Here is a 25,980-nt window from a genome sequence, read left to right on the forward strand (position 1 = left end):
CGTCACGCGAGCGCCGCTTCGCGCAGACGGAACTGCGCGACCGCCGCGCTCAGCCGCGCGCCCTGTTCGTCGAGCGACAGCGCCGCGGCCGCCGCCTCCTCGACCAGCGCGGCATTGCGCTGCATCGTCTGCTCCATCTGGATCACCGCGGCGTTCACCTGTTCGATGCCCGACGACTGCTCGTCGAATGCCTGGCTGGTTTCGCCCATGATCGCGTTGACGCGCTCGACCGCCGCGACGAGCTCGGCCATCGCCGAGCCGGCCAGCGCGACGAGGCCGCTGCCGTCTTCGACGCGTCGCGCGGAATGGCCGATCAGCTCGCGAATTTCCTTCGCCGCGGCGGCACAGCGCTGCGCGAGCCCGCGCACCTCGGTCGCGACGACCGCGAACCCGCGCCCCTGCTCGCCCGCGCGCGCGGCTTCGACGGCGGCGTTCAACGCGAGAATGTTCGTCTGAAACGCAATGCTCTCGATCACGCCGACGATGCCGGAGATGCGCGTGGAGCTCTGCGAGATTTCGGACATCGTCTCGACGACGCGCTGCATCGCTTCGCCGCCGCGCGACGCGATGCCGGCCGCGCCCTCGACGTACGTGCGCGCATCGCGCGCGTTGTCCGCGTTCTGGCGCACGGCCGCCGTCAGTTGCTCGACGCTCGCGGCCGCCTGCTGCAGCGATACGGCCTGCTGCTCGGTGCGCGCGGACAGGTCGACGTTGCCGCTCGCGATCGTGCGCACGTCGCCGACGATCGTCTCGGTGCTCGCGCGCACCTGGCTCACGGTATCGACGAGGCCGTCCTGCATCCGCTTCAGCGCGTTCAGCAGATACGCCATCTCGTTCTCGCCCGGCACGACGACCGCGCCGGTCAGGTCGCCTTTCGAGATTTTCTCGAACTGATCGACCGCGAGGTTGATCGGCTCGATGATCGCTTTCGCAAGCACGCGCTGCGCAACGAAGCCGACGACGAGCGCCAGCACCGCGACCACGCCCATCCCCCACACGATTCGGTGGAAATTGACGCCGGCCGCATCGTAGCGCGCCTTCTGGCGCGTGACCTGGAACGATTCGAGCGCGTCGATCGCCGCCTGGTAGGCCGCGAACAGCGCGGGCGGCGCGGTGCGCTGCGTGTCGAGAAAGTTGAATGCGTCGTCGCCGTCGAGCTGCGACAGCGCCTTCAGGAACACGCGGTCGAGCAGTGCGCGACGATGGGTCTGCAGCGTGTCGAACAGCGCCTGTTCGCCGGCGTCGCGCGCGTGCAGACGCGCGTACGCGTCCAGTTCGTCGTTGCTCTGCCTGAGCAGCGTGTGGAGCTGCGCGACTTCGGCCTTCGCGGGCTGGCCGGCGCTGATGATCTGCGCAACGTCGCTCATGCGTTCGCGCAGCACGAGCATGCGCTCGGAGCTGGTCTTCAGGTGCAGCAGCGACGCGGTATCGTCGCGATACATCGCCTCGAGCGAGCCGTTGCCCATGTAGAGGGCCGCGATGCAGGCGCCGACCACCAGCACGAGCAGCACGGTATAGCCGGCGATGGTCGCGAGGAGGCCACCACGGATAGTGAGTTGTTTTCGCATGACGTTCCCTTGAGCCGGCCCGGCACGGCCAGCGGCGGAGGTGAATTCCGGAACACGAACGACGCGCGCCATCGCGCAATGCGCGGCGCGGGGCTGCGAACACGTTAACGGCGCGGGAAACGGGCGGCTTTTATCCGCACGCGACGCGAATCTGGACGATTGCGACAGAGAGAGGCGGAAGCAGCGCGGCTACCGGCCGTCGCCGGACCTCGAACGAATCTCGTCGACCGACGCGTCGCGCGGGTGCGCGGCGGTCCGCCAAACGTTTTCCCACGCGTCCTTCACCATCGCCCGCCGGTCGCCGGCATCGCGTCACGCGTCGGTCTCGTAAAACAGGCCGTATTCGCCGTTCGTTCTCCTGATTCGCGCGAACCCCGCTTCTCCCAAATGCATGCCGGCGATCAGCAGCCGTTCCGAGCTGACCCGGTCGAGCAGCCGCGAACGCGTCGCCACCGCCTGCGACGCATCGTGGTCGAACGCAATCGACACGTCCGGCCGCTTGATCTGGATGTGCGGAAAATGCACGATATCGCCCCACACGAGCAGGCCCTGATCGCCGGATTCGAGCACGTATCCGGTATGTCCGTCGGTATGCCCCGGCAGCGGTAGGGCCGCGATCCCCGGCAGCACCTCGCCTGCATCGAAGACCCGAAGCGCGTCGCCGTAAGCGTCGAATACCTGACGCGCGATCCGGAAATTGCCGCGGGCGCGCTCGCTGGCGCGGCTCAGGTTGCCATCGTCCCGCCAGAATTCGACCTCGCGCCGATGCGCGACCAGCTCCGCATTCGGAAACGCAACCTGTCCGGCCCCATTCACGAGCCCGCCGACGTGATCGGGATGGGCGTGCGTGAGCAGGACGCTGTCGATCGCGGCAGGATCGATACCGGCGAGCCGCAAATTGTCCTTCAGGCGGCCGCCCCATTGTTTGATGCCGCCAGCCCCTGCGTCGACGAGAATCGTGCGGCCCGCGCCGCGCACCACGTAGCAATTGATATGCACGGCGGACGGCTGCTGCTGGCCGGCCGCACGCTGCATCCCGGCAGCATCGGCCACGTCGATATTCGACAGGACATCGAGGCTGGCCGTGAGGTAGCCGTCGCTGATCGCGGTGATCGTGAAATCCCCGACACGCCGGCCGGGAAACGTCATGTTGGACACCATGCTTCTCCGGAGTGGCTAGTTTCGGGCGTGAAGGTTCGGCTCGGCATGACCGAAACAACGGATGCGTGCCGTCAGGCCCGTGCGGCGCACGACGGCGCGATCCAGCGCCTCCATGAATGCATGCATGACCGCGGGCGAGCGAAGCGACGCCTCGCGATACCGGATTTCCGCGAAAACGGGATGCCCGCATCCGTGCCGAACCGCCACGTAGATGACGTGGACGTTCCGCGGCTCTGCCTGAAGAACATCCGTACAGAGTTCGATGCAGTCGCCGGAAAGTTCGTCAAGGCGTGCGTCAGGCGGCATGCGCCGTGCATCGATATGGAAAGTCACGTTAGGCATCGCGGGCCCCTTTTGCGAGTTGCTCCGTGATCGGCGCGTACAGGTCGAGGCCGGCCGGCACGTTCCCGGCGACAGGGGCATCGCTCCGCGGCAGGACCGCGAGCCAGCGGCGCGCCGGATACCGCTCCAGCGCCACGGCCTGCATGGCCAGCGGCTTCAGGCCCAATCCGATCAACGGGTCGGGTCCGCTGGCGCTCAGCGCGAGCAGTTCGTCGGCATTGACCGCCGGCGCACGACCGATATCGCTGTAGAGATTGCGGTGCCAGTCGGTGATGTGTTGCTGCCAGCGCGCGAAATTGCCGCCGCCTTTGCGCCGATACTCATCGCCGGTCAGCACGCCGAGACCATCGATCGTGTGAACGGCCAGATAAACGGGGCAGCCGGCGCCGATCGCCTTGAAACGCTGCGACGTGTGAAAGCCGCTGACCGAGATGAGGGCCGGCAGCTTTTCGAGGCTGTAGAAGTCGTTCCATTCGGCTTCGCCGGCAGGGTCGGCGAAGGTGCATTCCACGGTGTAGATCATCGGATTGTCCTGTGTGACGGATCGGCATCCTGCGCTTCGAATACGGGATATTCAGTGCAGTGACGTAATGCTAATCTGCTGTTTTCCGCGTAGATATCGACTTAAAGTCAGCCTTCAGTGATATTTGATCAAGCTGACGGTCGAACGCGCTCCGACCGGCGAGACTCCGATGCGACGCAAGATCCCGAGCAATTCCGCGCTCCTGGCCTTCGAGGCGGCGGCCCGACACGGCAGCTTCGCCCGCGCCGCCGACGAGCTGGCGCGCACCGAAGGCGCCGTCAGTCGCCAGATCGGCCGGCTGGAGGCATTCCTCGGCGTGACGCTGTTCGAACGCATCGGCAACCGGGTGCGGCTCGCGCCCAACGGCACGCGATACGCGGTACAGGTGCGCGAGATTCTGGATCGGCTCGAACGGGACAGCCTGTATCTGATGGGGCAGCCCGTCGAAGGCGCGAGCATCGACATCGCCGCGATTCCGACCTTCGCGACCCGCTGGCTGATCCCGCGGCTCAAGCGCTTTCAGGATCGCCATCCGAACGTCACCGTGCATATCGCCGAACGGATGGAGCCCTTCCTCCTGGCCGGCAGCGGATTCGACGCGGCCATTCATTTCGAACATCCGGCCTGGGCCGGCATGCATCTGCATCCGCTGCTGGAAGAGGTGCTGGTGCCCGTCTGCAGTCCGGCGCTTCTCGAAGGCGTCGGCGCGCACCCGTCGCTGGATGCGCTGCCGCGCCTTCACCGGCGGCAGAATCCCGACGCGTGGCAAATCTATGCGCAGGAGACCGGCATCGAGCTGACCAATTCGGCGGTCGGCCCGCGATACGATCTCCATTCGATGCTGATCGAGGCCGCGCTGGCCGGGCTGGGCGTCGCCCTGGTGCCGCGCCTTTACGTCGGGGCCGACCTTGAGCAAGGGCGGCTGGTCGCGCCCTGGCCCGACGGCAACGCGATTACCAAGCACTTCTGCCTCGTGCTGCCCGAGCCGATCGAATTGAGCGCGGCGCCGGTGCGGGCGTTTGCGGAGTGGGTGCTGGGCGAGGCGCGAGGGTTGGTGCGTTGATGCCGCGCCCGACGTTCATCGCGACACGGATCAGGAAAGCTCTTTACGGATGATGCAGACCGATATCGAAGCCCCGGGGCCCGCCGGCCCGCTGCGCGGCACGCTGTTGTCTCCTGCGACGGGCGATGTTCCGGTGGTGCTGATCGTGCCGGGATCGGGCCCGACTGACCGGAACGGCAACAATCCCTACGGCATTCGGGCATCGACCTACCGTTTGCTTGCCGAAGGATTGCTCGATCGAGGCATCGCGTCGGTTCGCATCGACAAGCGCGGCATGTACGGTAGCGCTTCGGCGATCGCGGATGCGGACGACGTCACGATCGACGACTACGCAGCAGACGTCCGCGCGTGGGTGGCCGCCATCCGGACGCGGACCGGTGCGCGCCGCGTATGGGTGCTCGGGCATAGCGAGGGAGGATGGGTCGCGTTGTTGGCGGCGCGGCAGACCGCCGATATTTGCGGTCTGATCCTCGTGTCAACACCGGGACGGCCGCTCGGACAGGTATTGGCGCAGCAGCTGCAGTCGAACCCTGCGAATGCCGGTGTACTGAGCAACGCGATGTCGATACTCGAATCGCTCGAAGCCGGGAAGACGGTCGACGCGGCCGACATCGGTCCCGCTCTGATGCCGTTGTTCAGGCCGCAGGTTCAGCGGTTCCTGATGAGCGAATTGGCCATCGATCCGGCCGCCCTTCTCACTGGCTATACGAAGCCGGTGCTGATCGTGCAGGGCGCGCGGGATATTCAGGTTGACGTGCAGGATGCGCAGCGGTTGAAGGACGCGAATCCACGCGCCCGGCTGACAATTGTCGCGAATGCCAATCACGTGCTCAAAACCGTCCACGCGGACGCGCGGGACGAAAACCTTGCCGCGTACTCGGATCCGGATCTTCCTTTGGCAAGCGGTGTCGTGGAAGCCATTTCGGCATTCGTTCGGGAGTCGAATGGCGGCGGCCTGGGTCATCCTGCGCTTTCGCAACGGAAAAACGCGCGATGACGCACCTGATTCGATTCCGGGTTCGGCCTGTTTATCACGGTAGCGATCTGCTGGTCGAAATACTCGATGACCACCGCGCAGCCGACTTTCCGGATATCGCCGCGATCCTCCGGGATGCGCTGCATGCCGTCCGGCTCGCGCATCCGGACGGCCTCGACGACCCGCACGTCGCCTTGTCGCAGGACCGCTATTTCAGCTATTGGACGTATGATCGCGGCGACTATGAAATCGACGACGATATCTGGGGCTGGTGTGCCACCGCGCCGGTGAACAACCGGGTCATCGTCGCGGACATCGAGCGGGCGCTGCTGGCGACCGGAAAATTCATCAAGGAACCCGTGGATTTCAGCAAGTTTGCGTGACGCAAAGCGATCGCATCCGCCGGTACTTCGAACCGCCGCTCCCCTCCGCTAATCCAGATAGGGCTCCAACACACCCGCGATCCAGTCCATGAAAGCCCGCACGCGCGGCGAAAGATTGCGCCGATGGCGCAGACGCCGGCCGATGCGTCGCCTGAAGAAATGTCGCCGGGCGATCTCGAAACGGCCCGCCGCTATGGCGCACGCGTCGCGACGATCGCCGCGCAGTTGCGGGCCGGCCAATCACGCGGCGACTGACGTTCCGACGTGCGTGCGGGGCGCCACCCGCCGACGCCCCGCATTGTGTCTGGCCGACTCTGCTTGCGCGTCTCGATGCGGCGAGCGCGTTGCCGCCCGCCTATCCCGGCTGGATGATCGCGCGTCAGGCGGCGGGCAGGCTGCTCCGGCCGTTCACGCGCGCCGCGTCGAAATGGGACCGGCGGTGTCACCTCATCGGCGGTTCGACGCGGGCGGTGGCGAAGCTGCTCGTGTCGAACCGGGCGGGCGTGCGACGTGTGCCTACATCCGATAAGCCGGCTTCTTGTACAGCGTCCCGGAACGCGGGTCGATATCCGGACGATAGACTTCTTCCCTCCACCGGTCCGACGGAATTTCGTCGAAACCGATTGAAACGGATTCCTCACCCTATCCGCGTATCACCATCACGTCGCGCGTGATGCGCGCCCGCCAGACGCTGCTTCCGTTCCCCGGCTTTCCCGCGCCAGGCTTCTCCGAATTCGACGAGCGATTCCCGCGTCGCGCATCACTTCGGAAACACGCCCTTGCTCATCGCATCGAGCTGTCGAACGATCTCCGCGCGCAATTCGGCCGACAGCTCGACGCTGTCGAGCAGTTCGGAAATCCACAACCCGTCGGCGGCGAGCCGGCAGATCATCAGCGTCGCGGCCCGCTCGAGCGGCACCGGGTCGGGCCGCGTCCATTCGCGCATCGGCACCGACCAGCGCGCGCGTGTGTCCTGCTCGGTGATCATCGACGCGACCAGCACGCGCAGCACGTCGATACTCGCAGCCGGATTGGCGGCATCGAGCACCGCGTGCAGATACGCGCGCGCCGCCGCGCCGTCGCCGCGGGAATCGGCCGCCATCCGCGCGGCCAGTTGCGCGCCGAACCGTTCGGTCGCCTGCCCGAACAGCGCATCCAGCAGCCCCTGCTTGTTCGCGAAGTGATATTGCAGCGCGCCTTTCGTCACGCCGGCACGCTCGGCCACCGCATCGAGGGTCAATGCGGCCACGCCGTGATGCGTCGCGATCTCCGACGCGGCCGCCAGCAATTGCGCGCGCACCTGGTCTGGCGCTTTTTTTCTCCGCACGCCCGCAACAGCGGTAGCCGGCGGCGCCGACGATCCTACAGGCGCGCGTGCACCGGGCGTTCCAGCCGGTTCGACAGGCGCGGACACGCCGCGCGGCGTGGGTTCGAGGCGTTTTTTCATGACGCGGATGGTAGCACCGCCCGTCTCGATATAAACATTCCGTCTGGATGGTATGATCCGCCGCATGAACAATACCGCCCCCTCTCCCTGGTCCGCGCTCGACACGGCCATCGCGCGCGGACGCGACGCACTCGTGCGTCTTCAGCAGCCCGACGGCAGCTGGTGTTTCGAACTCGAATCCGACGCGACGATCACCGCGGAATACATCCTGATGATGCATTTCATGGACAAGATCGACGACGTGCGCCAGGAGAAGATGGCGCGCTACCTGCGCGCGAACCAGCGGCTCGACACGCATGGCGCATGGGATCTGTACGTCGACGGCGCGCCGGACGTGTCGTGCAGCGTGAAGGCGTACTTCGCGCTGAAGGCGGCCGGCGACAGCGAACGGGCGCCGCACATGATCCGCGCGCGCGACGCGATCCTGAAGCTCGGCGGCGCGGCGCGCGCGAACGTGTTCACGCGCATCCTGCTCGCGACGTTCGGCCAGGTGCCGTGGCGGGCGACGCCGTTCATGCCGGTCGAGTTCGTGCTGTTCCCGAAGTGGGTGCCGATCTCGATGTACAAGGTCGCGTACTGGGCGCGCACGACGATGGTGCCGCTGCTGGTGCTGTGCTCGCTGAAGGCGCGTGCGCGCAATCCGCGCAACGTGTCGATCCGCGAGCTGTTCGTCACGCCGCCGGAGCAAGAGCGCCAGTACTTCCCGCCCGCGCGCGGCATGCGCCGGTTGTTCCTCGCGCTCGACCGCGCCGTCCGCCCTATCGAGCCACTGCTGCCGAAACGCTTGCGGCAGCGCGCGATCCGGCACGCGGAAGCGTGGTGCGCGCAACGGATGAACGGCGAGGACGGGCTCGGCGGCATCTTCCCGCCGATCGTCTACAGCTACCAAATGATGCAGGTGCTCGGCTACCCGGACGATCATCCGCTGCGGCGCGACTGCGAGAACGCGCTGGAGAAGCTGCTGGTCACGCGGCCGGACGGCAGCATGTATTGCCAGCCGTGCCTGTCGCCGGTGTGGGACACCGCGTGGAGCACGATGGCGCTCGAACAGGCGCGCGGCGTCGCGGCGCCGGAAGCCGGCGAGTCGGCCGGCGCGCTGCGCGAGCTCGATGCACGCATCGCTCGCGCGTACGACTGGCTGGCCGGGCGGCAGGTGAACGACCTGCGCGGCGACTGGATCGAGAACGCACCGGCCGGCGTCGAACCGGGCGGCTGGGCGTTCCAGTACGCGAACCCGTACTACCCGGACATCGACGATACGGCGGTCGTCACCGCGATGCTCGATCGCCGCGGCCGCACGCATCGCCACGCGGACGGCACGAATCCGTACGCGTCGCGCGTCGCGCGCGCGCTCGACTGGATGCGCGGGCTGCAATCGCGCAACGGCGGCTTCGCGGCGTTCGACGCCGACTGCGACCGCATGTATCTGAACGCGATCCCGTTCGCCGATCACGGCGCGCTGCTCGATCCGCCCACGGAAGACGTGTCGGGCCGCGTGCTGCTGTGCTTCGGCGTGACGAAGCGCGCGGCAGACCGCGCGTCGCTCGCGCGCTGCATCGACTACGTGAAGCGCACGCAACAACCCGACGGCAGCTGGTGGGGCCGCTGGGGCACGAACTACCTGTACGGCACGTGGAGCGTGCTGGCCGGCCTCGCGCTCGCCGGCGAGGACAAGTCACAGCCCTATATCGCGCGCGCGCTCGACTGGCTGCGCGCGCGACAGCATGCGGACGGCGGCTGGGGCGAGACGAACGACAGCTACGTCGACCCGACACTGGCCGGCACGAATGGCGACGAGAGCACGTCGAACTGCACCGCGTGGGCGCTGCTCGCGCAGATGGCGTTCGGCGACTGCGAATCCGATTCGGTGCGGCGCGGCATCGCGTATCTGCTGTCGGTGCAGCAGGAAGACGGCTTCTGGTGGCACCGCTCGCACAATGCGCCGGGCTTTCCGCGCATTTTCTATCTGAAGTATCACGGCTATACCGCGTACTTCCCGCTGTGGGCACTCGCGCGTTATCGGCGGCTGGCCGGCGCGAAGGATGCGGGCGCAACCATGTCGTCCGCGTCCGGCGCGCCCGCCCCACGCGCAACGGACAGCGCGCTCGCCTGAGCCGGAACCCCGGCCGACACGGCAACACGCCGGCACGCCCGCCGGCGTCCGGCGTGCTCGACACACGTTTCGTCCCCCTTCCCCGCTCACGCGTCGCGCGGCGTCCGCATCCGCGCGAACGCGTCGCGCAAATCCGCGCAGAACGCATCGCCGATCATCGACAGCGGCTGCGACGCGGACGTCACCAGGTAGAAGTGATCGGGCACGGCCGGCTCGAACGGCTTGACGGCCACGCGCTCGCCCGCATACGCGGCCGTCACCGGATCGATCAGCGCGACGCCCGCGCCGTTCGCGACGAACGCGACGATCGTCCGTGACAGTTGCGCCTCGATCGACAGCACGCGCGCCACGCCGGCTTCCACGAAAACGCGGTCGATCGCGCTGCGCGCCTCGAAACTCGGCGGAAACGAGATGAACGGTTCGCCGCGCAGATCGGCCGGCCGCACGACGCGCTTGCGCGCGAGCCGGTGCCCGCGCGGCACGATGCAGCGCATCGCGCTTTCCGCGAGCCGCTCTCCGCGCACGGCCGGATGCGGAACGGGCTCGGCGATCAGCCCGACATCGCACTGCCCCGACGCGACCTTGTCGACGACGGTCGACGCACTGTGCGCGAGCAGCGTGATGTCGACGCCCGGATGCGCGTGCGAAAACCGCGTGACGAGCTCCGGCAGCAGGTCGAGCGCGACGGCGGGCGAGCCGGCCACGCGCAGCGTGCCGCGCCGCATCGCGCGGATCTGCTCGGCGGCCTGCGCGACGCGATCGAGGCCGACGAACGCGCGCTCGACTTCCTCGTACAGCACGCGCGCCTGCGCGGTCGGCGTGAAGCGGCCCTGCTGCCGCTCGAACAGCACGAAGCCGATCCGCGCCTCGAGATCGGCGATCAGCCGGCTCACGGCCGGCTGCGAGATATGGAGCTCGCGCGCCGCGCGCGTGACGGTATGACGCTGCATCACCGCACGAAACGCTTCGATCTGGCGAATCCTGAGCGAGGGCGTGGTCATAACACTGGATTATGGATCGTTGATCAAGCTGTATTGGACAGCCCATTTTGCCTGTCCGAACATCGGTTCCGCAACGTACCGAAAGCAAGGAGACGCGCCGCCATGGGATATAACACGCAACCGCCTCACCCGCGACACGGGAGCCGCGCATGACCGCGCGCCGCTTCGACGTCGTCGTGGCCGGCGGCGGCCTCGTCGGCATGGCCATCGCGTGGGGCCTCGCGCGTCTCGGCCAACGCGTCGCGGTGTGCGACGGCGACGACATCGCGTTTCGCGCGGCGCGCGGCAATTTCGGGCTCGTGTGGGTGCAGGGCAAAGGCGGCCGCTGCCTGCCGTATGCGCGCTGGTCACGCGAATCGTCCGAGCGCTGGCATGCGTTCGCCGCGCAGTTGCAGCGCGAAACGGGCGTGGACTGCGCGTTCGAACGCCCGGGCGGCATCGAGCTGTTCGAACATCGCACGGAACTGGACAGCGCGACCGACCTGCTCGAATCGCTGCGCCGGCAGGAAGCCGCGCTGTCGTACGAAGTGCTCGATCCGGCGGCGCTGCGCCGTCTCGTTCCCGCGGCATCGCCGTCGCTCGCGGGCGCGCTCTGGTCGCCGAACGACGGTCACGCGAATCCGCTCACCACGCTGCGCGCGATGCTGCAGGCGTTCCAGCAGTGCGGCGGCATCTATCTGCCGCGCAGCGAAGTCGCCGAAATCCGCCCGCGCGCCGGGCGCTTCGAGATCGACACGCGCGACGCGCGGCTCGAAAGCGGGCGCGTGGTGCTCGCGGCCGGCCTCGACAACGCGCGGCTCGCGCCGATGGTCGACCTGCGCGCGCCGATCTCGCCGTTGCGCGGCCAGATCATGGTCACCGAGCGCGTCGCGCCGTTTCTCGACTATCCGACGCTCGTCGTCCGGCAGACCTCGGAAGGGTCGGTGTTGCTCGGCGACTCCGCCGAAGACGTCGGCTTCGACGACGGCCAGACGCGCCCGGCGATGGTCGACATCGCGCGCCGCGCCCGCACCGCGTTCCCGGCGCTGGCCCATGCGCGCATCGTGCGCGCGTGGGGTGCGCTGCGCATCATGACGCCCGACGGCTTGCCCGTCTACGAAGCGTCGGCCACGTATCCCGGCGCATTCATCGCGATCTGCCACAGCGGCGTGACGCTCGCGGCGGCCCACGCCGATCTCGTCGCGCCGTGGATCGCCGGCGGCGCCGCGCCGGCCGACCTGTCCGCCTTTACCACCGCGCGCTTCGCCGCGCCCACGGAAGCCCGGCATGTTTGAATCCCTCATTCCCCCCGCCGCGATGCTCGACCACGTGCGCATCCATATCGACGGCACGCCGCACGACGTGCCCGCACACGACAGCGTCGCGGCCGCGATGCTCGCCGCCGGTTCGGCCGCGTGCCGCACGAGCGCCGTGAGCGGCGCGCCGCGCGGCCCGTTCTGCATGATGGGCGTGTGCTTCGACTGCCTCGTCGAAATCGATGGCGTGCCGAATGTGCAAGGCTGCATGACGCTCGTCGCCGACGGCATGCAGGTGCGCACGATGCACGGCAAGGCGAGGTTCGCATGACGCGCCGCCAGTGCGATCTGCTGATCGTCGGCGCCGGGCCGGCCGGAATGGCGGCGGCGATTGCCGCGCGCGCGGCCGGCTTGTCGGTGGTCGTCGCGGACGAGGGCCGCGCGCCTGGCGGCCAGATCTACCGCAACGTGGCCGATGCGCCGGCGCCGCTCGCGCAATGGCTCGGCGCCGACTACACGGCCGGCCGCCCGCTCGTGGACGGCCTGCTTGCCAGCGGCGCGCATTACCTACCGCGCAGCGTCGTGTGGCAAATCGCGTTCGAGCCGGAACCCGTCGCGATGCTCACGCAAGGCGGCCCGTCGCGCGGCACGCTCGATATCGGCGCGCGCGCGGTGCTGATCGCGACCGGCGCGCAGGAGCGGCCGTGGCCGGTACCCGGCTGGACGTTGCCCGGCGTGATGGGCGTCGGCGCCGCGCAGACGCTGCTGAAAGCGTCGGGGCTCGCGCCGTCGACGGACGCCGTGCTCGCGGGCAGCGGCCCGCTTTTGTGGCTGTTCGCCACGCAATTGCTGAATGCCGGCCGGCGCGTGCGCGCGCTGGTCGATACGACACCGCGCGATGCGTGGCGCCGCGCGCTCCCGCATGCGCTGCCGGCACTGCGCGGCGCCGACTATCTGCTCAAGGGCTGGCGCATGCTGCGCGCGGTGCGCCACGCCGGAATTCCCGTCTATCGCGGCGCGACCGACGTCCGCATCGACGGCGACGAGCGCGCCGAACGCATCCGCTTTCGCGGCGCGCACGGCGTCGCGCAAGCGCTCGACACGTCGCTCGTGCTGCTGCATCAGGGCGTCGTTCCGTCGACGCAGCTCGCGCGCTCGCTCGGCTGTGCGCATGAATGGGACGAGTCGTCGGCATGCTGGCGGCCGCGGTGCGACGCGCGCGGCCGCAGCAGCGTACCGCACGTGTGGATCGCGGGCGACGGCGCCGGCATCGGCGGCGCGCGGGCGGCGGCACTGGCCGGCGAAATATCAGCGCTCGACATCGCCGTGCAACTCGGTGCGCTCGATGCGCAACGGCAGGCCGCACGCGAACGCCCGGCGTTGCACGCATTGCGCCGCCACCTCGCGGTGCGCCCGCTGCTCGATGCGCTGTACACGCCGCCCGCCGCGCTGCGCCGCCCCGACGACGACACGATCGTGTGCCGCTGCGAGGAAGTCACGGCCGGCGAGATCCGCCAGCTCGCGGCGCTCGGCTGCCAGGGGCCGAACCAGATGAAGGGGTTCACGCGCTGCGGGATGGGCCCGTGCCAGGGGCGCTGGTGCGGCACGACGGTCGGCGAGCTGATCGCCGACGTGCAGCAACGCGGCGTCGGCGACGTCGGGCACTACCGGATCCGCGCGCCGATCAAGCCCGTCACCGTCGGCGAGATGGCCGACGCCCTCGAACTGTCGAACGATTTTCAGCGCGGCGAATTCCCGAGCTGACGCGCATGCCCACTCTTCCCCACACGAACGGAGCCTGACCATGAAGACGCGCATCACGATTCTCCTTGCCGCCGCCGCGATGGCCGTCGCGTCGCCGGCATCGGCGAAGGAATGGACGACCATCCGCATCGGCGTCGATCCGACCTACCCGCCGTTCGAATCGACCGCGACCGACGGCAGCGTGAAGGGCTTCGACATCGATCTCGGCAACGCGCTGTGCGCGAAGCTGAAGGCGAAATGCGTGTGGGTGTCGAGCAGTTTCGACGGGCTGATTCCGGGGCTGCAAGCGCGCAAGTTCGACGTGATCCTGTCGTCGATGGCCGCGACCGAACAGCGGCGCCGGCAGATCGACTTCACCGACCGCCTGTACCGCAACCAGACGCGGCTGATCGCGCGTACCGGGTCGGGGCTGCTGCCGGACGCGGCGAAGCTCGCCGGCAAGCGCGTCGCGGTCGAGCAGGGCACGGTGCAGGAAACCTATGCGCGCGAGAAATGGGCGGCCGCGAAGGTCGAGGTGGTGCCGTATCCGAGCTACGACCAGGCGTACGCGGATCTCGTCACCGGGCGCGTCGACGGCGTGCTGATGGATGCGGTGCAAGGCCAGCTCGGATTCCTGGCGACGCCGCGCGGCAAGGGCTTCTCGTTCGCGGGCGGCGTGGTGTACGACGCGAAGATCATGGGCAACGGCGATGCGGCCGGCGTGCGCAAGGCCGACACCGACCTGCGCGACGCGCTGAACCGCGCGATCGCTGAGATTCGCGGCGACGGCACCTATGACACGATCCAGTCGAAGTATTTCGACTTCGACATGTACGGGAATTGACGACACGCGTGCGCGCGCCGCGTCGTGCGCAGGCAAGTGGATCCGGTCCGGATTGCATGAACAAGTTCCTTTAGGACACAATCTTCCAATCTTGAGTCCGATAAGGTCTGACATGCTCGACATCCCCCAGCTTCAATATTTCATCGCGGTCGCGGAAGAGGAACACGTCGGCCGCGCCGCCGAGCGCCTGCACATCTCGCAATCACCGCTCAGCCGCCAGATCGCGCAGCTCGAGGAAAAGCTCGGCCTCACGCTGTTCGAACGCAGCCAGCAGCGCATTCGTCTGACGCGCGACGGGCGCACGTTTCTCGGCGAAACGCGCGCGTTCCTGCGCCATGCGAACCGGCTCGAATCGCTCGCGCGCCGGCTCGGTCGCGGCGACGAAGGCGGCCTCTGCATCGGCTACCTCGAAACGGCCACGCACTCGGGCGTGCTACCGCGCGCGTTGAAAACGCTGCGCGCCGGGCGCCCGTCCGTTCACATCGCTTTGTACAACTATCAATCGGCCGCGCAGCTCGAAGGCTTGCGCGAGCGCAGCCTCGACATCGCGCTCGTCACCGAGCCGCCCGCGCCGGACGATCCCGAACTCGATTCGACGAAGGTGCTGGACGATCCGATGCTGCTCGCGATGCCCGACGGGCATCCGCTCGCGAAGAAGAAGACGCTCGTCGCCGACGATCTCGCCGCGCAGGCGTGGATCGGCGTCACGCAGCAGGACAGCGCGCCGCGTCACGGCGCGTTCGTCGCGGCCTGTGCGAAGGCCGGCTTTTCGCCGGACATTTCGGTGGAAGCGACCGAGCCGCTCGCCGCGCTCGGCCTCGTCGCGGCCGGGCTCGGCGTGACGATGATCCAGCAGAGCCTGCGTCACCAGGTGCCGGAAGGCGTCGTGCTGCGCGAGCTGCCGTGGTTCAGCTACCGCACGCCGCTGTGGGCCGCATGGCACAAGGTCAATCTGCGGCCGCTGGTCGGAATCTTCCGCGAGATCCTGACCGGCGAGGAAGTCGTCGAGACAGCGGCGAAATAAATGCGCGAACGCGCGGGGCGTCGTTGCATCACGGCGCCTTACGCGCCTGTCGCGAGTGTGGCGATCGCTTCGCGACTCTGACTGTCCTCGCGCCTCGCGGCTTCCGCTTCCGATCATCGCCTTTCAGGATCGACGATCGGCCGGCAGCGGCGCATTGGCCGCGATCAGACCTTGTTCGCGCATCTCGCGCCAGAAGTCGGCCGGAATCGCCGCGTTCAGCGCCGCCTGGTCTTCCGCGATCCGCTCCGGACGGCTCGCGCCCGGGATCACCGCGACGGTGGCCGGATGCGACATCGAGAACTGCAGCGCGGCGGCCTTGATCGGCACGTCGTAGCGCGCGGCGATCGCCTTGATCCGCTCCACCTTCGCGAGGATTTCCGGCGAAGCCTTCTGGTATTCGAAGTGCGTGCCGCCCGCGAGCACGCCCGAGCTGTACGGGCCGCCGACGACGATCCCGACGCCGCGCGCGGCCGCCGCCGGCATCACGCGCTGCAGCGCGCGCTCGTGATCGAGCAGCGTGTAGCGGCCGGCCAGCAGCATGCCGTCCGGTTGCGGCTCGGCGAGGTCGAGCACCAGCTCGATCGGTTCGACGCGGTTCACGCCGAGGCCCCATGCGTTGATCACGCCTTCTTCGCGCAGCTTGCTCAGCACGCGGAATGCGCCCTTGCGCGCCACTTCGAATTGCGCGAGCCATTCGTCGCCGTAGAAGTCCTGCGCGATGTCGTGCACCCACACGATATCGAGGCGGTCGGTGCGCAGGCGTTTCAAGCTGTCCTCGATCGAGCGCAGCGTCGCGTCGGCCGAGTAGTCGTTGACGATGCGGTTCGGCCTGCCGTGTTCGAACAGGCCGCCCTTTTCGCCGAGATCGCGCGCCGACACGTCTTCGATTTCGTCGAGAATCACGCGGCCGACCTTCGTGCTCAGCACGTATTCGTCGCGCGGATGGTTCGCCAGCGCGTCGCCGAGGCGGATTTCCGCGAGGCCGGCGCCGTAGAACGGGGCTGAATCGAAATAGCGGATGCCGTGTTGCCACGCGGCTTCGACGGTGGCCGCGGCTTCCGCGTCGGGGATGTTGCGGAACATGTTGCCGAGCGGGGCGGTACCGAAACCGAGGATCTTGTGGCCGGGCAGCGCGAGACTCATGATTTTCTCCAGGGAACGAGGGGAAAGCGGGTTCAGTCTAGGGAAGCGGGTTAAGTCTGTCCAAGACGGAATTCGACACAGTTGAGTCCCGCAAGGTCTGATAGGCCGATTCGCGGCGCGTTTCGATAGCGAGCCGCGGCGCCTGTTCGGGCGAGACGCCCGGCCGGCAACGCTGTCGACCGAATTCACGTTCGATTCGTGACTCGGGATCAAAAATGATTTAGCCCGACAGTCGTTTTTCCGCGACGCCGCCGTACCTATATTGGCTGCACACGCAACGACATCGACGTCGTCGACGTTGGTTGCGGTTCACTCGACCAGACAGGTACCCATGATGAAAACGCTCGTTACTTCCACGCTTGCCGCACTGATCCTTTCCGCACCGGCGCTGTCGTTCGCGCAACCGGCCGACCACCCGCTGACCCGCGCCGAAGTCAAGGCCGAGATGGCGCGCCTCGCGGCCGAGGATTCGCTCGCGCAGGCACGCACCGATGAAATGCTGAGCCAGGTCAGGCTGATGAGCGCGCTGGGAGAGTAGGCGCGCGGTTCGGGTTCGACCGATGCGCGAAGGGCGACGGGTTCGATGTCATTCGAACCCGTCGCCCTGTTCACTGCATGGCCGGTGACGTGCCGTGCCGGTTCAGTCGATGTCGCCGCCTGCCTTCAATTGCGCGCCCACATAGTCGAGAAAGCTGACGATGCGCGACGACAGCGTCGCATTGCGATAGAACACCGCGTGAATCGGCTGGCGGAACTCGACCGTGTCGTCGACGAGCAGTTCGACGAGGCTGCCGTCGCGGCGATGCGTGCCCGTCATGTAGTCGGCGAGGCACACGATGCCCGCGCCAGCGAGCGCGAGCGTCAACAGCGTCTCGCCGCTCGACGCCTGCAGCGCCGGATGAATGCGGTACACGCTACCGTCCGCGGCGCGCAGCGGCCATTGGTTCAGCGTTTCAGGCTGCACGAAACCGAGCAGCGTATGGTTCGCGAGATCGGCGACGCTCGCCGGCACGCCGGCTTTCTCCAGATAGGCCGGGCTCGCCAGAATTCGCAGCCGGCTGCTGCCGAGCCGGCGCGCATGCAGCGTCGAATCGCGCAGCTCGCCGATCCGGATCGCGACGTCGGTGCGCTGTTCGAGCAGGTCGATGATTTCATCGCTCGTATGGAGTTCGACCGCGATCGCCGGATACGCTTCGCGAAAGCCCGGCATCATCGGCGCGATCACGTGCTGCATGAACGGCATCGCCGCATTGATCCGCAACCGCCCGGCCGGTGCCTCGCGCTGGCTGACGATCTGTTCCTCGGCGAATTCGACCGACGCGATGATCTCGCGCACGTAGTCGAGAAAGAGCTTGCCCTCCTCGGTCAGTTCGAGGCGGCGCGTCGTGCGGCGAATCAGCGTGGTGTCGAGTTTTTCCTCGAGGCGCCGCAGGATCCGGCTCATCACCGAGGTCGGCTGGTGCAGTTTGTCGGCCGCCCCCGTCAACGAACCGGTATCGGCGATGGTCACGAACGCGAGCATCTCGTCGAGGGTCGTCTTCATGGTCGGCACTCGTCAGCGGTATCAGGGACCGTCACGATAGTGCCCACGCACCCGTTTGATAAGCGGGCGCACGCGCGAATGACAGTTGATTTCGATTCAATAATTCCCGCCGAATAGTGTCCGGACAATCGGCGTGGAGCGGGAGGCGGCTACCGCCCGTCGCCGAGCGACCCGAGGATCCGGTAGGCAACCTTCACGCGGTCCTCGATCGGCACGTTCCCGTTCGCGAGCATCACGATCGCGATCCGCTTCGCGGGAACGAACGCGACGTACGTGCTGAAGCCGGCGGTCGAGCCGGTCTTGTTGATCCACGTCGCGGCGCTCGGGGCGAGCGGCGGCTGGATCGCGCTGGCCGGCACCGCATCGAACAGCATCTTCGGCGCATTGCCCGCGAGCAGCGTCGGCAGCGCGACCGGGTACCGATACTGTTCCCAGATCAGATCCTGCGTCAGCGGCCCCGCGCGGAAATAGCCGGTGTGCGTGCGTTCGATCGCGCGCTGCAGGCGCGGCGCGGTCTGGATCATTCCCATGTTCGCCTGCACGAAACGCAGCAGGTCGGCCGCCGTGGTCCGCACGCCGTACGCCGGCTGCCACAGCATGCCCTCCGTCATCCGCACGGGCTTGCCGTCCTTCGTGTAGCCCTGCGCATAGTCGGCCATCCGCGCGGCCGGCACGTCGATGTACGTGTGCGTCATCCCGAGCGCCGGGAAGAGCCGCTGCTCCATCAGCGTCGCGAAATCCTGGTGCATCGCCTTCGCGGTGAGCCAGCCGAGCATGCCGATCGAGACGTTCGAATACTTGCGGTGCGTGCCCGGCGCATACTCGGGCCGCCATGCGCGGAGATAGCGGATCAGGCCCGCGTCGTCGCGAATGCCGTCCGGCACCTGCAGCGGCGTTCCGCCGGGCGTGTGCGTGCCGAGCTGAAGCAGCGTCACGACGCCGAACGGCTTGCCTTGCAGCTCGGGCAGATACCTGGCCGCGGGGTCCGCGAGCGACAGTTCGCCGCCCTCCTGCGCGTCCGCGGCGAGCGTCGCGGTCAGCGTCTTGCTGACCGAGCCGATCTCGAACAGCGTGTCGCCGGTCACCGGCTTGCCGGTCTGCTTCGACATCACGCCGTAGTCGAACACGTAGGGCTTGCCGTCGGCGACGACGCCGACCGCCATGCCGGAAATCGCGTACTGCTTCATCAGCGGCGCGATATGGCGGGTGACGGTGTCATGGAGGTCGTCCTGCGTGACGGCGGCCGCGCGACCAGCGGTGGCGGTCGCGCATGCGGCGACGAACAGGGTCGCGGCGAAGCGTGTCGCGTTGAATCGCATGAGTGCGGTTCCTTTCGATTTCCGATGGTTGCATGAGCAACGGATACGGCGGCGCCGCGCATAGAGGGCGGCGCCGCCGGCCTGTCGAAGCAGGACTATCCGCTATCGCCCAGCCGCCAACAATCGACGATATGTTGCGCGAGGCGAAAGAAAAACTTATGAGGTACGGCGAATGGCACCGCGTCAAAAAATCGACGAAAAAGAGATAAGCCTCGTCAGATCCACGCGCGCTGGCCTGCCGCGCAATTGATTCACCCGCCCGGATTGAAAGTCGAACTCGACCTGCGGGCCGACCTGCCCAAGTGGCACATCATGCAGCGCGTGCCGCGGATCCAGCCGACAGCTTGATGGTCAGAACGCGCCCGGCAGCGGGCCGCGCGCCGCGCCTGCAGATCACCCCGGCAGCCGGTCGAGAAACGCGAGCATCGCCGCATTGAACCGCGCGGGCCGCTGCAGCGGCGCGAAATGGCTCACGCCGGGCAGGATCGTCAGCGTCGCGCCCGGGATCGTGTGCGCCAAGTACGCCGCATGCTCGGGCCGGATGAATTCGTCGTGCTCGCCCTGCACGATCGCAACCGGCACGGCGATCGCCGCGAGATCCTGCGCGGTGTAATCCGGTTGCGTGCGCATCATTTCGCTGACGGCGGCGACGAACGCGTCGAACTGATCCGGTGTCGCGGACAATCGCACATAGTCCTTGCGATGCCGCGCGAAACAGCGGTCGATCAGCGGGCTCGGCGCCATCTCCTTCGTGCCGCCCGGATCCATGTTGCACGCGAAGAAGAACACGCCGGCGGCGCGTTCCGGTGCGCGAGCGGCCAGCACGAGCGCGATGCATGCGCCGTCGCTCCAGCCGACGAAGCGTGCACGGTCGACGTGCAGCGCGTCGAGGACGGCCAGCACGTCCGATGCCATGCGTTCGTACGAATAGGGGCCGTCGTCGCGCGTGCTGCGGCCGTGGCCGCGGCTGTCGATCACGATCGCGCGGTAGCCGGCCGCGAGCAGCGCCGGCACCTGGTTGCCCCAGTTGCCGCCGTGGCCGAGGCCGCCGTGCAGCAGCACGACCGCCGGCCCCTGGCCGTACGACGCGTGCCAGATGCGCGCGCCGTCGTGGTCGAGCCATCCTTCGGCATCGGCGGCCGGCAGCGGCGGGCCGCCGTGCGCGTCGAAGCGGACGAGTTCGTCGTCGTCGAGTTCCGCATTCATCGTTCAGCCGTCCTTGAGAAGGAGACGCGCTTGCGATTGTAATGCGTGCGGCCGATGCCGCCGTGGCCGCTCAGGCCTGCGTCGACACCAGCCCGCCCGCCTGCGAGCCGCCGGATTTCGCGAGCGCCGCGGCAAGTTGCGCGATCGCCGTCGCGAGCGCGGCCGAGATCGTGCTGGCTTCCGCGCTCAGCGACTGCTGTTCGACGGCCGCGGACGGGTCGTCCTTCGCCCGCTGCGCCGCGGCGGCCATCTGCCGCTCCAATGTCGCGAGTTGCTTCTGCAGCCGCTCGATCAGCGCCTTCAACTGGGCGACCGCCGGGTCTTCCGACGATGCACCGGCCGCGCCGGGCGTTTCGCCGGCGGCGCCGGTGGCATCCTTCGTCGCGGCGGTGCTCGACGTGTCACTCGCTGCGGCGGAACCTGTCGCGCCCGTTGCGCCCGTCGTACTCGCGGCATCCGTCGCGCCGCCGGTCAACGATCTCGCGGCGGGCGGGTTCGCGGTCATGGCGCTGTCCGCGAGCGGGGATCGCGCGGTCGTGGAGAAATCGATCTGCATCGTGTCGGTCCGTGTGTCGGTTGACGAAGTGACATGGCGGAAATCGCCTTCCAGTTCGTTTACGGCATTCGTCACACGAAACTTGAATATCGGGGGTCGGGTGGATTACTGCACGATGACCGAAATTGATCGCGAAAGGGCCAGATTCGCGGCATGGCGGCGCTGGTAAAATCGCCGCTTCGCCGGCTGGAGACGCACGTCGGACGCCTCGTTCGGGGCCGATCGCGCGATGCCGCCGGCTTCGACTCCGGCCTGTCGAGGCGCGGCATGCAACGTCTGCCGACGACGCCCTCGCGGCTTCCCGGGTCGCCTTTTCCGTCCGCCTGCACGTGTGCCCCGCTCACCGCCCGAGCGGCGAACACCGTGCGGCACGCATTCACCTCATCACGCATTCGAGGAACACACGATGGCCCGCATCGGCGCCTTCTGCATCACGACGTGGCTCGCCGCCGCGATTCTCTACTTCGGCCAGCACTCGGTCGCGATGATCGTGCTCAGCGGTGTCGTGGTATTCGGCGGGTTCGATCTGCTGCGTCCGTAACGGCACGGCCGTACCGTCCGGTGCAAGCGCATCGGGCGCTTCTTTCCGCACGCATCCTCGCATGCGCGTCGCCGGTTCGCCCGCTCCTTCATCCGTTGAAGGAGCGCGTGCCGTTCACGGCCGAACGGCCCGCTCAGGTTCCGTCGCCACGAGCCGTGAACAAAGCCCGTTCAGCGCGGCAGCGTCCTCAACGAAGACGGCCCGCCCGTCAGCGCGATCCGCTTGCCCGTATCGCGCAGCTTGCCGCCTTCGACCGCATACAGCGCAAGCTGCCGTTCAACGTTGAACTGCACGATCACGTGCCGGCTGTCGGCGGTAAACACGATGCCCTGCGCGGCTTCGCCGCCCGGCACCTCGCTCACCTTCACGGCCTGCCCGTCGCGGATCTCGAACAGCAGCACCTTGCCGAGCTTGCGGCGGCCGGGGTTGTCGGCCGTCAGGTTCGAGCCGTTCATCGCCTGCACGGCGATCCACCTCCCGTTCGGCGAAATCGCGACGCCTTCCGGCAGCGACGGCACCGTCAGGTACTGCACCGTGCGAAACGGCACGCGCGACACGTCGATCAGCGCGACCGAATCGGCGTCGCCCGCGAGCGTGCCGGTGTAACCGGGCAGCCCGGCGAGCCCGACGTTGCTGACGACGGCCCAGCGGTTGTCGCTCGACACGTCGATCGTGTAAGGCGCGACGCCCGTGCTCAGCCGCGTGCCGCTGTCGGTCACCTTGCCGTCGTCGACGTTCAGCACCGCGATGCCCTGCTCGTCGCGCAGCGACACGAGCGCATGCTTGCCGTCGTGCGTGAAGCTGATTCCGGCCAGCCGCTTCTTGCCGATTTTCAGGGTGCCGTCGAGCGTCACCTGCGTGCCGTCGATGCGCAGGATCGACACGCTGCCGTCGACGTTGGCGACGAGCGCGAGCCGGCCCGAGCGGTCGATCGCAATCCCTTGCGGATGCGTGCCGAGCTCGACGCGCGTGATCGCGGGCGGCGCGGTGTCGAGATTCACGACTTGCAGGAACGTGTCGAACACGAGCTGCTTCGCGGCCGTGTCGTAGCGCGTCGGCGCGCCGACCAGCGCGAGCTTCGCGTCCGGCGTGATCGCGACGGCCTGCGGCGGCCCCTGGATGCCGTTCTCGACATCGATCTGCGCCGCGACCTTCGGCGGGAACGTGCTCGCGTCGAGCAGCGTCAGCGTGTCGGCGGGCGGGGACGGCAGAAAGGTGTCGCGGCCCTCGACACGCTGGTACTTGCCGTCGTTGCCGGACACGATCCAGTCGGCGGCGTGCGCGGCGACGGCCGTCGTGGCGAGGGTCAGCGCGGCGAGCAGGCGCGCGCCGCGCGGGCGGAAAGGATTCGAATGCATGGCGGTCGGTTCTCCGGATCGGTTGCGGACGCACTGAATTGCCCGACCCTGCTGCCCGACGGGCCGGCGCTATCGGATGATGCCCGAAAGCACGCGCGCCCGGCGTCTCGTTCCCGGTTCCGTTCCGTCAATCCGTGCGTCGCGTGCCCGACGGCCACTCGACGATGTCGTCGTGCGGATACACCGGCCGCGCGAGCCGCTCGTAGCGGAACGGCCCGAAGTCCGAGCCGATCACGCCGCGGCTGTCGCATTCGAGCAGCGCGGACGAAATCGGCACGAACACCGGCCGGCAATGCCCGTCGCGCGAAACGGTTCGCGCCGCACGCTGATCGGGAACCCCATGCCCGCGGCGCGGCGGCGTACCGGGGCGGCACGCGTCAGCGCGGCGGCGTGCGGATTTTCCCGTCGACCTTCAACGTGCGCCGGTCGCGCGCGACCTCGTATTCGACCGTCTGCGCGGGCGCAACCGCGCCATAGGATCGGCCGTTGACGTAGACGACGCCGTCGTGCAACTCGACCCGGTCGCCGTTGACCGTCGCGGCGGCGCTGTCGCCCTGCAATACCGCGCCCGAACAACCGGCCGTCGAAAAGCTGCGGACCGACGCGTCCGCCATCGCGGCGTTTCCGCCGCCCCGATCCGCCGCATGCGCGGCGCTGCACGGCGGCGCGTCCATCGCGCCGGCGGCATGAAGCGGCGCCGCGCCGATGCCACTGCCGGCAAGCAACGCGATCGTCATCGGCAACAGCTTGTTCATCGTGATCTCCGTGGTCCGCGGTCGTCGATCGGGGGTCGGTCGACGCTCCGGCTCGCAAGTCGGCCCGCTCCGCCAGTATGCGGCCACTTCCGCACGCCGGGCCATCGGCTTCGGTACCCCGCCGTGCCGCGCTGGTCCTCGCGCGTCGATCCGCCTGACCGCCGGGCCGCACGGCGGCGGCGCCTGCGAAACAACCGATCCGCGTGAAAAATCCGCCTTGCACAAGTTGCGACTCGCAACTATTGTTGATTGCGATCCGCAACTTTCCGGGGACAAAGCATGGACCTCATCGACGTGCCGGCCAAGCCGCGCGACGCGACCATCCTCGAGCTGCGCGACTTCTCGCGCAAGCTGGTGCGCGAGCTCGGCTTCATGCGTGCGACGCTGGCCGACAGCGACTGGGCGCCGTCGGCCGTGCACGCGATCCTCGAGATCGGGATGACGCCCGGCATCAACGCGAAGGATCTCGGCGCGATCCTCCGGCTCGACAAGTCGAACACGAGCCGGCAACTCGCGCGGCTCGAAGCGGCCGGGGTCGTGGAGCGGCGCGTGTCGAGCGAGGACGCGCGCGCGATCGAGCTGTACCTGACCGCCGAAGGCAAGAAACTCCGCAAACGAATCGACACGTTCGCGACCGATCAAGTGTCGAACGCGCTGCGCCGGATGATGCCGGCCGACCAGCAGGCGCTGCTGCGTTCGCTCGCGCTGTACGCCGATGCGCTCGCCCAGGACAATGCGGCCAGGGCGCCCGTTGCACCCGCCGAGGCGCCGTCGATTCGCGACGGCTATCAGCCGGGCTGCATCGGCGACATCGCGAGCCTGCATGCGCGCTTCTACGCGGAACACTGGGGTTTCGGCGCCTTCTTCGAACAGCGCGTGGCGACCGAGCTGGCCGCCTTCGCGGGCGCGCTGCCTGCCGACGGCAAGGCGCTGTGGCTGTGCCAGGAAGACGGGCGCACGCTCGCGTCGCTCGCGATCGACGGCGACCCGGTGACGGGCGTCGCGCACCTGCGCTGGTTCATCGTCAGCGACGCGTTGCGCGGCTCGGGCATCGGGCGCCGGTTGATGACGCTCGCGATGCAATTCGTCGACGCACACCGGTTTCGCGAGACGTACCTGTGGACGTTCAAGGGGCTCGATGCCGCGCGCCATCTGTACGAGTCGTTCGGCTTCGTGCTGACGAGCGAATCCGCGGGCACGCAGTGGGGGACGGAGGTGGTCGAGCAGCGCTTCAGCCGGCCGGGGCCGGCGGGCGGCTGAGGTTCAATGGACCGTCGTCGATCCGGCGGGCTTCATGACGCCCGCTACAGAACGGGGACACGACACGGCGAACGCACGCGGTCCATCGGCGTATCCATCCGACGAGGCGTCGAGCAACGTGACGCTGCTGTAAGCCGATGCCGGCCGGGATTCGCCAATCGGAACCGGCTGTCGGCGCGGTGAAGACAGCGCATCGAACGGAGGGCGACGGAGCTGAACCGTGGCTGCGGCGGTTCGAGCCGACGTACGTAGCCGCAGACGGTCGCCGAATGGATCGATCGCCCTATCGCAGCGCGTGCTCCGCCGCGAACGCATCGTCGATGAACCGGATCACGTCGTCGAGCGACGACGTGCACGTGGCGTCCGGGGCAAGCGACCGAAACGCGCCATCCGGCCCGAAGCAGACGAGCGGCTTGCGCCAGCGCTGCGCGAGCGCGATCTCCTCGGCCGTCCCGTGCCCGCCCGGCAGCGCGACGATCAGGTCACTGCTCAGCACGTTCACATAGTTGCGATTGATCGCGTCCGGCGCGGCGCCCGGTTCGCGCCGCGGCAGCGGCGTGAGGATCGGAATGTCGACGAACGGATGCGGATAGCCGTCGAGCGGCACGAAGCCCGCGACCGGATCGGCCCGTGTCGGCAGGATGCCGATCGATCGGCCGGCCCGACCGGGCACGCCGGCGAACGCGCGCGCGACCGCCAGCATCACGCCCTGCCCGCCGCCCGTCAGCAGGTTGAACCCGGCCTGCGCGAGCCACGCGCCGAGCGGTTCCGAAAACGCGAGCCACGGCTCCTTGCCCGAGCCCATCACGCCGATCGTCCTGTTGTTCCGTTGCATCGTGGTTTCCGGTGAAATCGTGGCGGCATGCGCGCGTCCCG

General features: G+C 68.2%; 25 protein-coding genes and 4 pseudogenes. 13 read left to right on the plus strand and 16 right to left on the minus strand.

Translation table 11 applies throughout. From position 1 onward, the window contains the following. Positions 1-2: 2 nt before the first annotated feature. The 4 genes from CFB35_RS29680 to CFB35_RS29700 form a co-directional block, all read right to left on the minus strand. A complete protein-coding gene (locus CFB35_RS29680) occupies positions 3-1,568 on the minus strand; it encodes a methyl-accepting chemotaxis protein (RefSeq protein WP_060009129.1) in 1,566 nt (521 codons plus the stop codon). A gap of 312 nt (positions 1,569-1,880) precedes the next feature. Continuing rightward, positions 1,881-2,726, minus strand: coding sequence for an MBL fold metallo-hydrolase (locus CFB35_RS29690; protein WP_089466023.1), 846 nt, complete (start codon positions 2,724-2,726; stop codon positions 1,881-1,883). Between the two features lie 18 nt (positions 2,727-2,744). Continuing rightward, positions 2,745-3,071, minus strand: coding sequence for a hypothetical protein (locus CFB35_RS29695; protein WP_059579280.1), 327 nt, complete (start codon positions 3,069-3,071; stop codon positions 2,745-2,747). Continuing rightward, positions 3,064-3,594, minus strand: a complete 531-nt coding sequence (locus tag CFB35_RS29700) for a hypothetical protein (protein ID WP_059579283.1) — start codon at positions 3,592-3,594, stop codon at positions 3,064-3,066. Before CFB35_RS29700 ends, CFB35_RS29695 begins: the two co-directional genes overlap by 8 nt. 169 nt (positions 3,595-3,763) lie before the next feature. Here CFB35_RS29700 and CFB35_RS29705 point away from each other — a divergent pair, with 169 nt between their 5' ends. Genes CFB35_RS29705 through CFB35_RS29715 form a run of 3 tightly spaced genes read left to right on the plus strand, consistent with a single transcriptional unit; the run spans position 3,764 to position 6,016 of the window. Beyond that, positions 3,764-4,657, plus strand: coding sequence for a LysR substrate-binding domain-containing protein (locus CFB35_RS29705; RefSeq protein WP_059579623.1), 894 nt, complete (start codon positions 3,764-3,766; stop codon positions 4,655-4,657). A 49-nt stretch (positions 4,658-4,706) separates the two neighbouring features. Next, positions 4,707-5,654 (plus strand): alpha/beta hydrolase, encoded by a 948-nt coding sequence (locus CFB35_RS29710; protein ID WP_089465951.1) that lies wholly within the window; start codon positions 4,707-4,709, stop codon positions 5,652-5,654. Continuing rightward, on the plus strand, positions 5,651-6,016 hold the full coding sequence (locus tag CFB35_RS29715; RefSeq protein ID WP_089465952.1) for a hypothetical protein: 366 nt from the start codon (positions 5,651-5,653) through the stop codon (positions 6,014-6,016). The genes CFB35_RS29710 and CFB35_RS29715 overlap by 4 nt, the downstream gene beginning before the upstream one ends. Positions 6,017-6,064: 48 nt before the next feature. On the opposite strand, the pseudogene CFB35_RS35505 reads toward CFB35_RS29715, so the two are convergent. After that, positions 6,065-6,142: pseudogene (locus CFB35_RS35505) on the minus strand (transcriptional regulator); the annotation flags it as partial. Here CFB35_RS35505 and CFB35_RS29720 point away from each other — a divergent pair. Then, positions 6,131-6,271 (plus strand): annotated as a pseudogene (locus CFB35_RS29720) (NADPH-dependent FMN reductase); the annotation flags it as partial. The pseudogenes CFB35_RS35505 and CFB35_RS29720 overlap by 12 nt on opposite strands. A 505-nt stretch (positions 6,272-6,776) precedes the next feature. On the opposite strand, the gene CFB35_RS29725 reads toward CFB35_RS29720, so the two are convergent. Further along, entirely contained in the window at positions 6,777-7,463 is a 687-nt protein-coding gene (locus CFB35_RS29725; RefSeq protein WP_089465953.1) for a TetR/AcrR family transcriptional regulator, read from the minus strand. A 52-nt stretch (positions 7,464-7,515) separates the two neighbouring features. On the opposite strand from CFB35_RS29725, the gene shc reads away from it, so the two are divergent. Beyond that, positions 7,516-9,576 carry a squalene--hopene cyclase gene (gene shc / locus CFB35_RS29730; RefSeq protein WP_089465954.1) on the plus strand — a complete coding sequence of 687 codons (2,061 nt, stop codon included), beginning with the start codon at positions 7,516-7,518 and terminating at the stop codon, positions 9,574-9,576. Between the two features lie 86 nt (positions 9,577-9,662). Here the strand turns inward: shc and CFB35_RS29735 are convergent, their stop codons facing one another. Beyond that, a complete protein-coding gene (locus CFB35_RS29735) occupies positions 9,663-10,577 on the minus strand; it encodes a LysR substrate-binding domain-containing protein (RefSeq protein ID WP_059579298.1) in 915 nt (304 codons plus the stop codon). A gap of 149 nt (positions 10,578-10,726) precedes the next feature. On the opposite strand from CFB35_RS29735, the gene CFB35_RS29740 reads away from it, so the two are divergent. From CFB35_RS29740 to CFB35_RS29760, 5 genes are all read left to right on the plus strand, one after another. Further along, a complete protein-coding gene (locus CFB35_RS29740) occupies positions 10,727-11,851 on the plus strand; it encodes an FAD-binding oxidoreductase (protein WP_089465955.1) in 1,125 nt (374 codons plus the stop codon). Next, positions 11,844-12,143: a (2Fe-2S)-binding protein gene (locus tag CFB35_RS29745; protein ID WP_089465956.1), complete on the plus strand. Its 300-nt coding sequence runs from the start codon at positions 11,844-11,846 to the stop codon at positions 12,141-12,143. The genes CFB35_RS29740 and CFB35_RS29745 overlap by 8 nt, the downstream gene beginning before the upstream one ends. After that, positions 12,140-13,576, plus strand: coding sequence for an NAD(P)/FAD-dependent oxidoreductase (locus tag CFB35_RS29750; RefSeq protein ID WP_089465957.1), 1,437 nt, complete (start codon positions 12,140-12,142; stop codon positions 13,574-13,576). Before CFB35_RS29745 ends, CFB35_RS29750 begins: the two co-directional genes overlap by 4 nt. Before the next feature lie 40 nt (positions 13,577-13,616). After that, on the plus strand, positions 13,617-14,399 hold the full coding sequence (locus tag CFB35_RS29755) for an ABC transporter substrate-binding protein (protein WP_059638980.1): 783 nt from the start codon (positions 13,617-13,619) through the stop codon (positions 14,397-14,399). A 112-nt stretch (positions 14,400-14,511) separates the two neighbouring features. Further along, positions 14,512-15,423, plus strand: a complete 912-nt coding sequence (locus tag CFB35_RS29760; protein ID WP_089465958.1) for a LysR family transcriptional regulator — start codon at positions 14,512-14,514, stop codon at positions 15,421-15,423. Positions 15,424-15,546: 123 nt separating this feature from the next. Here the strand turns inward: CFB35_RS29760 and CFB35_RS29765 are convergent, their stop codons facing one another. Further along, on the minus strand, positions 15,547-16,566 hold the full coding sequence (locus tag CFB35_RS29765; protein ID WP_089465959.1) for an aldo/keto reductase: 1,020 nt from the start codon (positions 16,564-16,566) through the stop codon (positions 15,547-15,549). A 298-nt stretch (positions 16,567-16,864) separates the two neighbouring features. Here CFB35_RS29765 and CFB35_RS35645 point away from each other — a divergent pair. Next, positions 16,865-17,029: pseudogene (locus tag CFB35_RS35645) on the plus strand (DUF4148 domain-containing protein); the annotation flags it as partial. Between the two features lie 177 nt (positions 17,030-17,206). Here CFB35_RS35645 and CFB35_RS29775 read toward each other — a convergent pair. The 4 genes from CFB35_RS29775 to CFB35_RS29790 form a co-directional block, all read right to left on the minus strand. After that, on the minus strand, positions 17,207-18,109 hold the full coding sequence (locus tag CFB35_RS29775) for a LysR substrate-binding domain-containing protein (RefSeq protein WP_060009163.1): 903 nt from the start codon (positions 18,107-18,109) through the stop codon (positions 17,207-17,209). Between the two features lie 149 nt (positions 18,110-18,258). Continuing rightward, the gene (gene ampC, locus CFB35_RS29780; protein WP_089465960.1) at positions 18,259-19,428 is read right to left on the minus strand and encodes a class C beta-lactamase; all 1,170 of its coding nucleotides are present in this window, start codon (positions 19,426-19,428) and stop codon (positions 18,259-18,261) included. 393 nt (positions 19,429-19,821) lie between these two features. Next, complete coding sequence (locus CFB35_RS29785) at positions 19,822-20,634, minus strand: alpha/beta fold hydrolase (protein ID WP_089465961.1); 813 nt, start codon at positions 20,632-20,634, stop codon at positions 19,822-19,824. A gap of 70 nt (positions 20,635-20,704) precedes the next feature. Then, entirely contained in the window at positions 20,705-21,190 is a 486-nt protein-coding gene (locus CFB35_RS29790; RefSeq protein ID WP_089466024.1) for a hypothetical protein, read from the minus strand. Between the two features lie 406 nt (positions 21,191-21,596). On the opposite strand from CFB35_RS29790, the gene CFB35_RS35525 reads away from it, so the two are divergent. Continuing rightward, positions 21,597-21,731: a hypothetical protein gene (locus CFB35_RS35525; protein WP_006767081.1), complete on the plus strand. Its 135-nt coding sequence runs from the start codon at positions 21,597-21,599 to the stop codon at positions 21,729-21,731. A 170-nt stretch (positions 21,732-21,901) separates the two neighbouring features. Here the strand turns inward: CFB35_RS35525 and CFB35_RS29800 are convergent, their stop codons facing one another. The 3 genes and pseudogenes from CFB35_RS29800 to CFB35_RS29805 form a co-directional block, all read right to left on the minus strand. Next, entirely contained in the window at positions 21,902-23,089 is a 1,188-nt protein-coding gene (locus tag CFB35_RS29800) for a beta-propeller fold lactonase family protein (RefSeq protein WP_089465962.1), read from the minus strand. A 127-nt stretch (positions 23,090-23,216) separates the two neighbouring features. Then, a pseudogene (locus CFB35_RS34725) lies at positions 23,217-23,384 on the minus strand (microcystinase MlrC family protease); the annotation flags it as partial. An 82-nt stretch (positions 23,385-23,466) separates the two neighbouring features. Beyond that, a complete protein-coding gene (locus tag CFB35_RS29805; RefSeq protein WP_089465963.1) occupies positions 23,467-23,844 on the minus strand; it encodes a sugar ABC transporter ATPase in 378 nt (125 codons plus the stop codon). 279 nt (positions 23,845-24,123) lie between these two features. Between CFB35_RS29805 and CFB35_RS29810 the strand changes: the two genes are divergently transcribed. Further along, positions 24,124-25,104, plus strand: a complete 981-nt coding sequence (locus CFB35_RS29810; RefSeq protein ID WP_089465964.1) for a helix-turn-helix domain-containing GNAT family N-acetyltransferase — start codon at positions 24,124-24,126, stop codon at positions 25,102-25,104. A gap of 283 nt (positions 25,105-25,387) precedes the next feature. On the opposite strand, the gene CFB35_RS29815 is transcribed toward CFB35_RS29810, so the two are convergent. After that, positions 25,388-25,939: a DNA-binding protein gene (locus CFB35_RS29815; RefSeq protein WP_373453026.1), complete on the minus strand. Its 552-nt coding sequence runs from the start codon at positions 25,937-25,939 to the stop codon at positions 25,388-25,390. Positions 25,940-25,980 lie beyond the last annotated feature (41 nt).

Source organism: Burkholderia sp. AU16482 (assembly GCF_002223285.1).
Lineage (GTDB): Bacteria > Pseudomonadota > Gammaproteobacteria > Burkholderiales > Burkholderiaceae > Burkholderia > Burkholderia semiarida.